Raw genomic sequence first — 13482 nt, 5'->3', positions numbered from 1 at the left:
CCTACGCCGACCGCGACAGGAATGGCAGATCAGTCGTGAGGCCAGCGCCGTGAACGGTCCGCCCTGCGGTTATCCGACGGTCAGGCCGGGGCAATCGCGTCGAATGCCGCCCGGCCAATCGACGCCGTGGGCCAAGTCACCTTCGGCATCTGGCCGGTGCGGTCATAGGCATCGGCGACGCGCTCGACACACTTCTCGAAGGCGGTTGACTGGGGCTTGACGCCCTGGTCCAGGCAAGCCTTCTCGGCGATGGCGAGCGTGTGGGCGGACCGGGCCTGCGCCTCGGACGCAAAGGCCGCTATCGCCAGTGCGGCACCAACGGCGACGAAAATCGTGCGGACGCGATTCATGACACCCTCCGTTGTTCACTGGGAAAACGTCATCCGACAAGGCGCAGTTGCCGCAAACCGGATCAGTGCTCGGCAATATTCCGGTCGTACTGGGGCTCGTCGGTGAACATGAGCAGGCGACGGGCGTGGGTTTCTCGCTCCATGCAGGCCTTGTAGCCGGAGGTTGGCGGCGACAAGCCATACTCAAGGCATGAGTCACGCGCATCGGCGGTCACCCGCGCCATCGTGTAGGCGAGCTCGGGCTTTCCCCACTCGAGGGCGCGTGTCGCCTGTGACACGCAGTATTCGTAGCCCTCCGTCTTCGGGGTGATGCCCTGCTCCCGGCAGATTCGTTCGGCCTGGCTCTGGGCGGATGCCGGCGGAACGGGCGGGGCGAAGACCACGATGCCTGCCATGAGGAACACGCTTCCCAGCGCAAGACCGGCATTCAGCTGGTTGCGAGTCATTTGGACGGCTCCGGTGAATTGGTTGCGATCAGGTCCTGAAGGAACGCCCTGAATCGCCAAGGGGTTGCGGATACAAACGATACAATCGTCTCGGCTGCCCGGGTTTCGCCCGAATTTCCGGCCCGGCGCGCCGAAGCGCAGAATTGGCCGACGTCCTAGGTTGCACGAGTCCAAGAGTTTTGCGACCGAAGGGGGCTGGTTTGGCAATGCTGGAGACGCAGATGTGCGGATTTTGAGGCCTGGTCGGATGTTTGATGGTGGCGGCCTGTGCGTTGCCGATGGCCGATCCGCAAAGCGATGCCGCCGGCAAGCGGTTCGAGACGCCGCCCGCAGGGCTCGGCGCGCTCTATATCTACCGCACGAGCGACAGCCCGCTGGACCGTACGTCGCGATTCCGAGTGATGCTGGTGAACGACAAGGGCGAGACCCGGAAGCTCGGCATCCTCGATGACGATACCTGGTACCTGCTGAACCTGCCGCCGGGCAACTACAGTTCGCTGCGAGGGAGGGGACGCCAAAAGCCGCCGGCGGAGTCAAATAGAGAGAACCACGCTACTCCTCTATCCGCATCTCGTTCTGTAGCGTTTCTGTTGCTTACGCTGCCGTAGCGGCGAAGGCCCTCAGCGCCGGGGCATCGAGCACGCGCAAGCGCTGGTACCGCTTGGAAATCCATCCCTTCTTCAGGAAGTCCGCTAGAACCCGGTTCACGTTGGCTCGCGAGACATTGGACATCTCGCCGAGTTCGGCCTGCGTCATCTGGAACCCGTCCGGATGGAGTGGCTCGACGCCGTGCTCCGCGGCCGTAACGCGGAGCAGCACCGCGGCAATGCGCTGTGGCGCTTTCGGGATCAACAGGTCGGAGATCACCCGCGTGCCCAGGATGGAGAAGCCATTGGCCAAGGTGCCGATGCATCGTGCTGCCGTGGGATTGCTTTCCACCAGTACCCGGAGCTGGGGTAACGGGACGTAGAGCAGGACGCTGTCCTCCATGGCTCGCATTCCCTGAACGCGCCGACGGCCGCCCGTCAGTATGGGGTGATAGCCGAACCAGCTGCCGGTCCGGAGAACGTGCCCCAGGCGCAGCGTGTGGAAGGGGCCGGCACCCTCTATGCCGATTCCGCCCGAGATCACGCCGTAGATGCCGCCGGGCGGGTCATCGATCGCGAAGACCCACTGGTAGCGCACTACCTTGAGGGGGCGGGAAAGCCGAAGGATTTCGCGCCTAAAGGCTGCGGGTTGCTCTGCGAGCCACCCGTGACGTTCGAATAAGCCATCGAACCGCGAGCCGTCCTCCTGACGATAGCTCGAATCCAGCTTTCGTCGCATCGCTGCGGGTCTCGGGTTCGGCTTCCACAGGGGGATGCTGAACTTTGTCACGTCCAGCACATTTTCACACGTGGTGCTCAATTACAATTCAGCCGTCCGACATCGGGGTGCTTGTCGGGAAAGACGTCCCCGGCACCCCTGCACGAAGGAGATCGATTCATGGCAAGACTTTCCGGCTCTCGGTATGCGGTGGCGGCCCTGGTTTCGTTCACGCTGGCCAGCGCTCCCATGACGTCGTCGCTTGCCTGCACGCGGGCGATGTATGTCGGCCCCGGCGACATGGTCATCACGACCCGCTCGAATGACTGGTTGGGCTCGCAGAAATCGAACCTTTGGCTCTACCCCCGCGGCATGAACCGGGTAGGCGACAAGGCGCCGGATGCGATGAGTTGGACCTCGAAGTACGGCAGCATCACCGTCGCCGGGTGGGACATGGCGACGATCGACGGGATGAACGAGAAAGGATTGTCCGCAAATGGCCTGTACCTGGCGGAAGCCGACTACGGCAAGCCCACGCCTGGTGATCGTCGCAAGCCGATGTCGTTGACCGCGTGGGTGCAGTATGCGCTCGACAACTTCGCGACCGTTGCCGAGGCCGTCGAAGCGTTGCGCCAGGAGCCCTTCTACATCATAGCGCTGTCGCTACCGGGAGGTCTGGCGGGCGTCGCGCATCTTTCCATTTCCGATCCGAGCGGTGACTCGGCGATCTTCGAGTATGTCGGTGGCAAGCTCGTCATACACCAGGGCAAGCAGTATATTGTGATGACGAATTCGCCGACTTTCGACAAGCAACTCGGGCTCAATGGCTACTGGGAAGAGGTCGGTGGCCAGACTTTCCTGCCCGGCACCAATCGCGCGTCCGACAGGTTCGTGCGGGCTAGCTACTACATGCAGACCGTCAAGAAGCCGGACGATACGAACGAGGCCTTGGCGACGGCGCTCAGCGTCATCCGCAGCGTCTCGGTGCCCGTCGGCATCACGACGCCGGGCCAACCGAACATCGCATCGACCCAGTGGAGGACGATGTCCGATCAACGTAACAAGGTCTATTTCTTCGAATCGGCGTTCAGCCCCTACCTGATTTGGGTGGACCTCAACAAGCTGGACTTCTCCGCTGGCAGCGCCGTCCGCAAGATCGGCCTGACCGATCAGTCGGTCCTGCTTGTCGATGGCAAATTCGTGTCCGGCGAGGTGTCCGGGTACTTCCGGCCGGCGACGCCCTTCGCGTTCGGACACTGAGGCCGCCCACTTGGCCCTTGTGGAGCCGCGATCGGTTCACCCCTCGATTGTCGAAGAGGCTGCCCGGCTATCCGGGCGCCTCGGTGCCTCAGGGGCGGGGTGCTCGTCGGTGGTTCGTGGACCGTAACCACCGCCGCCAGCTTCGGAATAGTTGCCTTCCAGTTCTCTCCTTTGGCCACGCCGGCACGCCGAACACAGCTCGAACGTGCCTGTCGCCGCTGCGGGCGGTGGACAGGTGTTTGCGCAGATTCGTGCCGTGCCCGGCCGGTGGGTGCGCAACTGTGCGGCCTTCTCCAAGCGCGACGTGGAGGGTCGCGCCTGCGTCATGCGCGGCAAGAAGGTGCAGGAGTTGCCGCCCGGCGCTCAGTAGCTCTTCGGCAGTCCCAGCACGCGTTCGGCGACGTAGCAGAGGATGAGCTGCTCGCTGACGGGCGCGATGCGGGCGATCATGACCTCGCGCAGGAAGCGCTCGACATGGAACTCCTTGGCGTAGCCATAGCCGCCATGGGTCAGGATCGCGCGCTCGCAGGCCTCGTAGGCGGAGCGGGCGCCGAGATACTTGGCCGAATTGGCCTCGGCGCCGCAGTCCTTGCCGTTGTCGTACAGCCAGGCGGCCTTGAAGGTCAGCAGGTTGGCCGCCTCGAGCTGCATCCAGCTCTCGGCCAGCGGGTGCTGGATCGCCTGGTTCTTGCCGATCGGCCGGCCGAACACGACCCGCTCCTTGGCGTACTGCGTCGCCTTGGCCAGCGCCACCTTGCCGATGCCGATCGCCTCGGCCGCGATCAGGATGCGCTCGGGGTTGAGCCCGTGCAGCAGATAGTGGAAGCCCTTGCCTTCCTCGCCGATGCGGTCCTCGAGTGGCACCTTCAGCCCGTCGATGAACACCTGGTTGGTGTCGATCGCCTTGCGGCCCATCTTCTCGATTTCGCGCACCTCGATCCTGCTGCGGTCGAAATCGGTGTAGAAGAGCGAGAGCCCGTCGGTCGGGCGCTTGCACTTCTCCTTCGGCGTCGTGCGGGCGATCAGCAGCATCTTGTCGGCGACCTGCGCCGTGGTGGTCCAGGTCTTCTTGCCATGGACGACATAGCCGTTGCCGTCGCGCTCGGCCTTGGTCTCGAGTGCCGTGGTGTTGAGGCCGGCATCGGGCTCGGTGACGGCGAAGCAGCCCTTCACCTTGCCCTTGATGATGTCGGGCAGGATCCGCTTCTTCTGCTCCTCGGTGCCGAACACCACGATGGGATTGGGCCCGAACACGTTGAGATGGATCGCCGACGCGCCCTGCAGGGCGGCGCCCGACTCGGCCACCGCCTGCATCATGATCGAGGCCTCGGTGATGCCGAGACCCGAGCCGCCATATTCCTCCGGCATGGCGATACCCAGCCATCCGGCGTCGGCCATCGTGCGGTAGAAGTCCTCCGGGAAGCCGCCGTCCTTGTCCTTCTTCAGCCAGTATTTGTCGTCGAAGCCGGCGCAGAGTTTGGCGACGCTGTCCTTGATGGCGAGCTGGTCTTCGGAGAAGGCGAAATCCATTTACATAACTCCTGTCAGCGGTTGAGGCCGAGGAAGCTCATCATGAGCCGGTTGAACGGCTCGGGCCGCTCGACGTTGGGCAGATGGCGGGCCTTGGCGATATCCTCATAGCGCGCGCCGGGAATCTTCGAGGCTATGAGCTTGTTGCGGTCCGGCGGCGTCGCCGGATCGTCGTCGCCGCAGATCACCAGGGTCGGGATCTTGATGGTGGGCAGCCGATCGAGATAGTCGAAGTCCTGGATGGCCGCGGCGCAGCCCAGGAAGCCGGCGTCCGACGTGCCGCAGATGGTCGAATGGATCTCCTTCCACCGCGTCGGATTGGCGTCCTTGAATTCCGGCGTGAACCACCGCTCCATGTTGCCGTCGGCCAGCGCCTTGACGCCGCCGGCACGGACCGCCGCCTTGCGCTGGTCCCACAGGCCCGCCGAATCGTCGGGCGAGGAGGGGTGCGTGTCGCACAGGGTCAGCGAGTGCAGCCGCTCGGGGTAGGCAAGTGCGAAGCCCTGGCCGATCATGCCGCCGATCGACAGACCGATGTAATGGACCTTCCAGATGCCCAGCACGTCGAGCGCGCCTTTCACGTCGCCCGCCAGCTCGTCCATCGTGTAGTCGCCCTCGACCGGCTGGCTGCCGCCATGCCCGCGCATGTCGAGCCGCAGCACGCGATAACCGGCGGCCAGCAGCGGCACCAGCTGCTCGGTCCACATGCCGCCATCGGCGGCCAGCGAATGCGTGAAGCAGACCGCCGGCGCGTTCTGCGGCCCGGCCAAGTCGAAGTAGATTTTACGTCCGTCGAGATTGAGCAGCATGTAGAGCCCTCATGTCATCCTGAGCAGAGCGAAGGATCTCGCGCTGACTGAAGGTGTCGTCTGACCGCAATGCGAGGTCCTTCGCTGCGGTCCAGGGCGGGGCGATCCCGCCCGAGACGACGGGTATAATCACATCGCCGAGATGCCGCCGTCGATGATCACTTCCGAGCCGGTCATGAAGCTCGATTCATCGGAGGCGAGGAAGACGATCGCCCAGCCCACTTCCTCGGGCCGGCCGAGGCGGCCGATCGGGACCTGCTTGCCGAGCTTCTGCTGCATCAGGTCCTGGCCGAAGCGGTCGCGATACTTGTCGAGGATCGGCGTGTCGATGAAGGTCGGGTGCACCGAATTGCAGCGGATGTTGTAGCCCGACTTGGCGCAGTGCAGCGCCACCGACTTGCTGAGCAGGCGAACACCGGCCTTGGCCGAATTGTAGGCCGCCATGTTGGCGCCGGCGATGATGCCGGAAATCGACGAGATGTTGATCACCGAGCCGCCGAGACGGGCCGTATGCTTCTTGATCTCGGCGACGCCGTGCTTGCAGCCCAGGAACACGCCGTCCAGGTCGATCGCGTGGACCTTGCGCCATTCCTCGAGCGTGATCTCCTCGACGGTCTTGCTGAGGCCGATGCCCGCGGAGTTCAGCAGCACGTGGATCGCGCCGAACTTGTCGACCGTCTCCTGGATCGCGGCCTTCCAGTTGTCCTCGCTGGTGACGTCGAGCTTGACGAAATGGCCGGCCGAGCCCAGCCGGTCGGCCACCGCCTTGCCGCGATCGACGGCGACGTCGGCGACCACGACGCGGGCGCCTTCTTTCGCCATGAGTTCGGCGGCATTGGCGCCGAGACCCGAGGCACCCCCGGTGATGAGCGCAACCTTGCCGGCCAGACGATCCGTCATTTCTTCTTTCCTCCCGCGGCCGCCCCCGCTCTTGCCTCGCGGTGGGCGATGTATGTCGTGGACGCCACGATGATCGCCGCGCCCACGAACGTCCAGATGTCCGAGGTCTTGCCCCAGACCGCCACGTCCATCAAGGCGGCCCAGACGATGCCGAGGAAGGTGATGGACTGCAGGGCGGAAATATCAAGCAGCCGGTAGGCCCAGGTGATGAAGAAGTAGCCCATCGTCCCGAAGAACCCGGCCGACAGGAACAGCAGCAGTTGGTCGGTGGTCGGTGTCTGCCAGAACCACAGGCCGAGCGGCGTGAAGCAGATCGCGCCGATCACGCTCTGCCACAGCACGACGACGGCGGGCTTGTCGCGGCCCGACACGACCTTGGCCACGAGGTTGGAGCCCGCGATCAGCGGCACGGCGCAGAGCATCATGATGATGCCGGGGTTCACCGTGACAAGGCCGGGCCGGACGATGATCAGCATGCCAACGAAGCCGATGCCGACCGCCAGCCAGCGCCGCCAGTGCACCGTCTCGCGCAGGAAGATCACGGCGCCCAGGGTGACGAAGATCGGCCCGGTGAAGCCCAGCGCCGCCATGGTGGCGAGCGGCAGCCAGACCACGGCCTCGTACCACAGCGCATAGCCCGACGTATGGAAGAGGCCGCGGAAGCAGTGGAGCTTCAGGTCCTGCGTCTTCATGCCGGCGATGCCGGCGCGCCAGAAGAGATAGGGCGCGATCAGCGCGACACCGCCCATCCAGCGGCCCCAGGCGACATAGAGCGGCGGCATCTCGCTCGCCAGCTCCTTCACCGAGGCGTTCAGGAAGTTGAAGAAGAGGCCCGACAGCACGGCCAGGAAGAAGCCGCGCGCGGTGCGCGACGGAATCAGGCGCGACAGTGTGTCGGGCTGGTCGATGGCGGGGGCGGACATACGCCGGCAGAGGAAGCCGATATGGGATTGGGGTCAAGGCACTGCTTTCGCAGGTCAGCCCCTCGGAGAGGCAATCGCGGGGCAGCGTCGTCGTCTGGGCAGGCTCAAACTCGGAACGCTGGCTTCTTGCGCTCTGCGATCGGCGACGTGACAATACCGTCGAGAGGAAAACCATGCCCGATGCCATCGCCGAGACTCTGACGCACATGGCCCCCGGCCATCCGCTCGATCCATTGACCCCCGACGAGATACGCCAGGCGTCGGCGGCCGTGCGAGCGGCACACGATCTCGGGCCGGGAATGATGTTCGAGACGGTGAGTCTGCACGAACCCGACAAGAGCGTCGTGAAGGACTTCCGGGCGGGTGAGTCGTTCCCGCGCGAGGCGTTCGTCTGCGCGTTCGACCGCACCAACGGCAAGGTCTGGGAGGCCCGGGTGGACCTCGTCGCCGACAAGGTCGTCGAGTGGCGGCACGTTCCCGGCGTCCGGCCGCGCATCCTGATCGACGACATAACGCTGGTCGGAGAGGTGGCGCGGGCCGATCCCCGCTTCCGCGAGGCCCTTGCCCGGCGCGGCATAACCGACATCGAAAACGTCCAGGTCGACCCCTGGTCGGCCGGCAACTACGGGCTGCCGGACGAAGAGGGCCGGCGGCTCTCGCATACTTTCTGCTGGTATCGGAGCGAGAAGAACGACAACGGCTATGCCCACCCCATCGAGGGGCTATGTGCCGTCGTCGATCTCGACCGTGCCGAGGTGCTGCGTGTCGACGATTACGGCGTGGCCGACGTCCCGAGGCTCGATCGCAACTATGCCGCCCGCTATCGCAGCGTCTTTCGGGACGACGTGAAGCCGCTGGAAATCGTCCAGCCGGCCGGCCCGAGCTTCGTCGTCGAGGGCAACGAGGTACGCTGGCAGAAATGGCGCTTCCGCGTCGGCTTCAATGCCCGCGAAGGGCTGGTGCTGCATGCGATCGGCTACGAGGACGATGGACGGCTGCGGTCGGTGCTGCACCGGGCCGCGTTGTCCGAGATGGTCGTGCCCTACGGACACCCCGGCGGCGGGCATTTTCGCAAGAATGCCTTCGATGTCGGCGAGTACGGCATCGGCGTGCTGGCCAATTCCCTGACGCTGGGCTGCGACTGTCTCGGCGCCATCCGCTACTTCGATGCCTGGCTGGCCGACAGCAAGGGCGATCCCTACTGCATCGAGAGCGCGGTCTGCCTGCACGAGGAGGATTTCGGCATCCTGTGGAAGCATACCGACCTGTTCACGGGCGAGGTCGACGTGAGGCGCGCCCGGCGGCTGGTCGTATCGTCGATCTCGACCATCGGCAACTACGAGTACGGCTCGTTCTGGTACTTTCACCAGGACGGCTCGATCCACTTCGAGATGAAGGCGACCGGTATCATGAACACCGCCGGCCTGCGGCCCGGCGAAGCGCCGGACTATGGCACGATCGTGTCGCCGGGCGTCTATGCCCACTACCATCAGCACGTCTTCAACATGCGCCTCGACGTGGCGATCGACGGCGAGAGCAACCGCGTCGTCGAGGTCGACACGGTGGCCTTGCCCATGGGTCCCGACAATCCGTACGGCAATGCCTTCACCACGCGCCAGACGGTCCTCGAAACCGAGCAGGGCGCCCAGCGCAACGTCGACTTCAACGCCGCCCGCTTCTGGAAGATCGAGAGTGCGGAGGCCTGCAACCGGCTGGGGCAGCCCACCGCCTACAAGTTGCTGCCGTTGAGCCCGATCCCCACCTTCTCACATCCCCAGTCGATGGTCTCCCGGCGCGCGGCCTTCATGACCCGGCAACTCTGGGTCACCGCCTACCATCCCGACGAGATTCACGCGGCCGGACGATACCCCAACCAGAGCTCCGGCGGCGACGGATTGCCGGCCTGGACTGCCTCAGACCGCCGGCTGGTCGATACCGATGTCGTGATCTGGCACAGCTTCGGGCTGCACCATATTCCGCGCCCCGAGGATTTCCCGGTCCAGCCCGTGATCACCGCCGGGTTCGCCCTTCATCCCGCCGGATTCTTCACGGAAAATCCGGCTCTCGATGTTCCACCCTCCGCCAGCAGCATGAGTTGCTGCGTCGACTGACGCGGTCTGGACCGAGGAGATTGCCATGGACACCCTGATCGACACCGCATCGCGCCGCCGAACCCTGTCGGACAAGCCGGCCACGCCCATCCTGTTCGCCCACTTCGTCCTGCGCTCGTCGAACGTGCAGCCGATGATCGACTGGTATTCTGCGGTGCTGAACATGCGCGTGGTCCAGCGCACCGAGTACATCTGCTTCCTGACCTATGACGACGAGCATCATCGCCTGGGCATCGTGAACCTGGCGGGGCTGAAGGCGCCCGATGCCACGACCTCCGGCCTGGCCCATGTGGCCTATACGTTCAGCGACATCGGCGCGCTGCTCTCGACATATCGCCGCGTGAAGGCGCTGGGCATCGAGCCGTCGCGCTGCATCCATCACGGGCCGACCGTGTCGATCTACTATCGCGACCCCGACGGAAACGGCGTCGAGCTGCAGGTCGACCGTTACGAGACCAAGGAGGCGACCGCGGCCTATTTTCAGACCGAGGCGTTCCGGAAGAACCCGATCGGCGTCGCCTTCGATCCCGAGGCGCTGGTGAAAGCCTACGAGGCCGGCGCTCCGGAGAGCGAACTGCTCGACATGCCTGACGGTCCGCCGGCCGCGCCGCAATCGGCGCCGGGCAAGGGCTGACCCAGAAGACGCCTAAAAGAGCCAGATCAGCGTCGCGCCGCCCATCAGGCCGATCGCGATGGCGGTGCCGACCATGATCCCGGCAGACGGGCGATAGGTCTCGTCGTCGATCGTCTTGCCGACATGGAGATAGTGCCAGGTCGAGCCGACCAGCAGCACGACTCCCAGCATCACCAGGCCGATGCCGAGCTTCTCGACGTGGCGGTTCGCGAGATTGCGCACCTCCGGCACGACCTGGTGCATCTCCACCAGGAAGAGGGCGAAGCGGTTGATGGCAACGCCGAGCGTCATCACTGCGATCGCCGTCCGGATCCAGGCGAGGAACGTGCGCTCGTTGGCCAGATGATCTGTGACGTGCAGGTTCTTCTTCGGACTGTCCACGGCGTGAATCTCCTGCATCTGGCGTCGGCTTAAGGGTCCTTCGCTGCGCTCAGGATGACACTATTGTTGTGATTGACGTAGTGCGCCGATCCAAAAACCACTGTCATCCCGAGCGTAGCGAGGGACCTTTCGTCTTCGCTCTGCCCCAAAGAAAAAGGCGCGACCCGGGGGATCGCGCCTCGTTCCGTCCCGGGAACGGGACTCAGTTGTACTTGGCGATCTCGAGACGGCCAACCTGGTCGCGATGGACCTCGTCCGGACCGTCGGCCAGGCGCAGCGTGCGCTGGTGGGCGTACATGCTGGCCAGCTTGAACACCTGGCTGACGCCACCGGCGCCATGCAGCTGCAGGCAGCGGTCGACGACCTTCGAGGTGATGTTCGGCACCGCCACCTTGATCATCGCGATCTGCTGACGGGCTTCCTTGTTGCCGAACTTGTCCATCGCCCAGGCGGCCTTGAGGACCAGCAGGCGGGCCATGTCGATCTCCATGCGCATGTCGGCGACATGGGCCTTGGTGACGCCCATCTCGGAGATACGCTGGCCGAAGGCGACGCGGCTCTTGGCGCGCTTGATCGCCATCTCGAGCGCCCGCTCGGCAACGCCGATGGCGCGCATGCAGTGATGGATGCGGCCCGGTCCGAGGCGGCCCTGGGCGATCTCGAAGCCGCGGCCCTCGCCGAGGAGGATGGCCGACTTCGGCACGCGCACGTTGTCGTAGACCACTTCGGCATGGCCGTGCGGGGCATCGTCATAGCCGAACACGTGCAGCATCTTCACGATCTTGATGCCCGCGGTATCGCGCGGCACGACGATCATCGACTGCTGTCGGTAGGCCGGCGCGTTGGGATCGCTCTTGCCCATCAGGATGATGACCTTGCAGCGCGGGTCGCCCATGCCGGACGACCACCACTTGCGGCCGTTGATGACATAGTCGTTGCCGTCGGACTCGATGCGGCACTCGACGTTGCGCGCGTCGGACGAGGCGACCGCCGGCTCGGTCATGGCGAAGCAGGAGCGGATATCGCCGTTCAGCAGCGGCTTCAGCCACTTCTCCTTGTGCTCCGCCGTGCCGTAGCGGGCGAACACTTCCATGTTGCCGGTGTCCGGCGCCGAGCAGTTGACCGCCTCGGAGGCGATCGACGAGCGGCCCAGCACTTCGCAGATCGGGGCGTATTCGAGGTTGCTGAGACCCATCGTGCCGTGCGTGTCGCCGGTCTCGCGGTCGGCCGGCAGGAACATGTTCCACAGGCCGCGCTTCTTGGCCTCGGCCTTGCACTCCTCGATGATCGGCGGAAGCTGCCAGCGATCCTTGGCCTTCTCCATCTGCTCTTCGTAGATGGGCTCGGCCGGATAGATGACCTCGTCCATGAATTTGTTGAGCTTCTCGAGCAGCGCCTTGCTGCGATCCGAGTATTCGAAATCCATCGCTCTCTCCCTTGTGCTGCGGCGGACTCTGGCCGAAAACCGCCACGATGTGAACGGGCATTCAGGTCGCACGCCGGTTTCGACTTGCGGTCGAAGCGGCGGCGTCAGGCTTCCCCGGCATGGGCCCGCGCCGACCGCCGCAACGGCTTGAGGACGGCCAGGGCGAGGAAGGCGGCGAGCAGGTTGAACAGGGCGGCCGCCAGGAAGACGTCGTGCCAGCTTCCGGTCTCCACGACCCAGAAGCTCGCCAGCGGGATCAGCAGCGAGGCCATCCCCTTGGCAGTATAGAGCAGGGCGGCGTTGGTGGTGGCGTGTTTCGTGCCGAACACGTCGGTGCAGATGGTGGGAAACAGGCTCGCGGTCTCGCCCCAGGCGAAGAAGGCGATGCCGCCCAGGATCACGAACAGCAGCGGGTCCTGGCCGTAGACCCAGAGCGCCCAGATGCCCACGCCCTCCAGGAGGAAGGCGATGAACAGGGTGTTCTCGCGGCCGATATGATCGGAAATCCAGCCGCACAGCGGCCGGGTCACGCCGTTCATGACGCGGTCGAGGGTGATGGCGAAGGTGAGTGCGGGCAGCGTCAGCCCGAGCAGACTGACCGGCACGTCGGCCACCTTGAAATCGCGCGCGATGGGGGCGATCTGCGCCGTCGCCATGAGACCGCCCGAATAGACCAGGATGAACATGAAGTAGAGCAGCCAGAAGATCCGGGATTTCAGCATCTCCGTCGGGGCGAAGTCGCGCGCGGTCTGGAGGAGGTGCGGGGCCGGCGCGACCGAGGCGCCGTGGGGCGGGGCCCGCAGCGCCCAGGCCGCGACGACGACGATCACGCCCTGGACGAGGCCGAACCACAGGAAGGCCGCCTCGTAGCCGCGCGTGGCGATCACGTCCTGGATCGGGATGATGCTGAGCGCCGAGCCCGCGCCGAACCCTGCGACGGTGACGCCGACCGCCAGGCCGCGGCGGTCGGGAAACCACCGGACGGCATTGCCGACGCAGGTCCCGTAGACCGCCCCGGCGCCAATGCCGCCCAGCGCCGCGGCGACGTAGAGCAGGAACAGCGAATCGGCCACGGAGTTGAGGGACCAGGCCGCGCCCACCAGCACGCCACCCGCGGAGACGACGTATTTCGGGCCGAACCGGTCGACGACCCAGCCCTCGAACGGCACCAGCCAGGTCTCGGCGATGATGAAGATCGCAAAAGCGGCCTGGATGCTGGAGAGGCTCCAGCCGTACTTGTCGTGGAGCGGATGGACGAACAGCGTCCAGCCATATTGCAGGTTGGCGACCGCGACCATGCAGAGAAGACCGGCGCACAATTGCAGCCAGCGGCGTGCTGGCGGTGCCGTCACGAACGAACTGCTGAGCGACACGCTGAAAACGCTCCCTTGCCCCGCGATGTTTCCC

The 13482-nt window shown here is 65.1% G+C and carries 15 protein-coding genes; 5 read left to right on the top strand and 10 right to left on the bottom strand.

Going from position 1 to position 13482, the window contains the following annotated elements:
* Nucleotides 1-80 precede the first annotated feature (80 nt).
* Both Q7V45_RS15575 and Q7V45_RS15570 read right to left on the bottom strand, forming a co-directional pair.
* Complete coding sequence (locus Q7V45_RS15575; RefSeq protein WP_304853716.1) at nt 81-350, bottom strand: hypothetical protein; 270 nt, start codon at nt 348-350, stop codon at nt 81-83.
* Nucleotides 351-412: 62 nt separating this feature from the next.
* The gene (locus tag Q7V45_RS15570) at nt 413-796 is read right to left on the bottom strand and encodes a hypothetical protein (RefSeq protein ID WP_304853715.1); all 384 of its coding nucleotides are present in this window, start codon (nt 794-796) and stop codon (nt 413-415) included.
* Between the two features lie 278 nt (nt 797-1074).
* Between Q7V45_RS15570 and Q7V45_RS15565 the strand changes: the two genes are divergently transcribed.
* Nucleotides 1075-1404, top strand: coding sequence for a hypothetical protein (locus Q7V45_RS15565; RefSeq protein WP_304853714.1), 330 nt, complete (start codon nt 1075-1077; stop codon nt 1402-1404).
* Here the strand turns inward: Q7V45_RS15565 and Q7V45_RS15560 are convergent.
* Complete coding sequence (locus tag Q7V45_RS15560) at nt 1391-2173, bottom strand: Crp/Fnr family transcriptional regulator (RefSeq protein WP_304853713.1); 783 nt, start codon at nt 2171-2173, stop codon at nt 1391-1393. The two genes, Q7V45_RS15565 and Q7V45_RS15560, sit on opposite strands and share 14 nt — an antisense overlap.
* Before the next feature lie 108 nt (nt 2174-2281).
* On the opposite strand from Q7V45_RS15560, the gene Q7V45_RS15555 reads away from it, so the two are divergent.
* Both Q7V45_RS15555 and Q7V45_RS15550 read left to right on the top strand, forming a co-directional pair.
* Nucleotides 2282-3361, top strand: coding sequence for a linear amide C-N hydrolase (locus Q7V45_RS15555; protein ID WP_304853712.1), 1080 nt, complete (start codon nt 2282-2284; stop codon nt 3359-3361).
* 235 nt (nt 3362-3596) lie between these two features.
* Nucleotides 3597-3731, top strand: coding sequence for a hypothetical protein (locus tag Q7V45_RS15550; protein WP_304853711.1), 135 nt, complete (start codon nt 3597-3599; stop codon nt 3729-3731).
* Here the strand turns inward: Q7V45_RS15550 and Q7V45_RS15545 are convergent.
* The 4 genes from Q7V45_RS15545 to Q7V45_RS15530 all read right to left on the bottom strand — a co-directional run bounded on the left by Q7V45_RS15545 (nt 3725) and on the right by Q7V45_RS15530 (nt 7523).
* The gene (locus tag Q7V45_RS15545; RefSeq protein WP_304853710.1) at nt 3725-4891 is read right to left on the bottom strand and encodes an acyl-CoA dehydrogenase family protein; all 1167 of its coding nucleotides are present in this window, start codon (nt 4889-4891) and stop codon (nt 3725-3727) included. The genes Q7V45_RS15550 and Q7V45_RS15545 overlap by 7 nt on opposite strands.
* Nucleotides 4892-4905: 14 nt before the next feature.
* The gene (gene pcaD / locus Q7V45_RS15540) at nt 4906-5700 is read right to left on the bottom strand and encodes a 3-oxoadipate enol-lactonase (RefSeq protein ID WP_304853709.1); all 795 of its coding nucleotides are present in this window, start codon (nt 5698-5700) and stop codon (nt 4906-4908) included.
* Between the two features lie 129 nt (nt 5701-5829).
* Complete coding sequence (locus Q7V45_RS15535; protein ID WP_304853707.1) at nt 5830-6600, bottom strand: SDR family oxidoreductase; 771 nt, start codon at nt 6598-6600, stop codon at nt 5830-5832.
* Nucleotides 6597-7523, bottom strand: coding sequence for a DMT family transporter (locus Q7V45_RS15530; protein ID WP_304853706.1), 927 nt, complete (start codon nt 7521-7523; stop codon nt 6597-6599). Before Q7V45_RS15530 ends, Q7V45_RS15535 begins: the two co-directional genes overlap by 4 nt.
* A 173-nt stretch (nt 7524-7696) precedes the next feature.
* On the opposite strand from Q7V45_RS15530, the gene Q7V45_RS15525 reads away from it, so the two are divergent.
* Both Q7V45_RS15525 and Q7V45_RS15520 read left to right on the top strand, forming a co-directional pair.
* A complete protein-coding gene (locus tag Q7V45_RS15525) occupies nt 7697-9634 on the top strand; it encodes a primary-amine oxidase (RefSeq protein ID WP_304853705.1) in 1938 nt (645 codons plus the stop codon).
* 25 nt (nt 9635-9659) lie between these two features.
* Nucleotides 9660-10268: a VOC family protein gene (locus Q7V45_RS15520; protein WP_304853704.1), complete on the top strand. Its 609-nt coding sequence runs from the start codon at nt 9660-9662 to the stop codon at nt 10266-10268.
* A gap of 12 nt (nt 10269-10280) precedes the next feature.
* Here Q7V45_RS15520 and Q7V45_RS15515 read toward each other — a convergent pair whose 3' ends face one another.
* The 3 genes from Q7V45_RS15515 to oxlT form a co-directional block, all read right to left on the bottom strand.
* Nucleotides 10281-10649, bottom strand: coding sequence for a YidH family protein (locus Q7V45_RS15515; protein WP_304853703.1), 369 nt, complete (start codon nt 10647-10649; stop codon nt 10281-10283).
* 202 nt (nt 10650-10851) lie between these two features.
* On the bottom strand, nt 10852-12075 hold the full coding sequence (locus tag Q7V45_RS15510; protein WP_304853702.1) for an acyl-CoA dehydrogenase family protein: 1224 nt from the start codon (nt 12073-12075) through the stop codon (nt 10852-10854).
* Between the two features lie 104 nt (nt 12076-12179).
* Nucleotides 12180-13448: an oxalate/formate MFS antiporter gene (gene oxlT, locus Q7V45_RS15505; RefSeq protein ID WP_304853701.1), complete on the bottom strand. Its 1269-nt coding sequence runs from the start codon at nt 13446-13448 to the stop codon at nt 12180-12182.
* Nucleotides 13449-13482 lie beyond the last annotated feature (34 nt).

Origin of the sequence: Reyranella sp. (genome assembly GCF_030651995.1) — a bacterium.
Lineage (GTDB): Bacteria > Pseudomonadota > Alphaproteobacteria > Reyranellales > Reyranellaceae > Reyranella.
The sequence above is the reverse complement of the archived record's forward strand: the minus strand, read 5'-3'. Positions and strand labels throughout refer to the sequence as shown.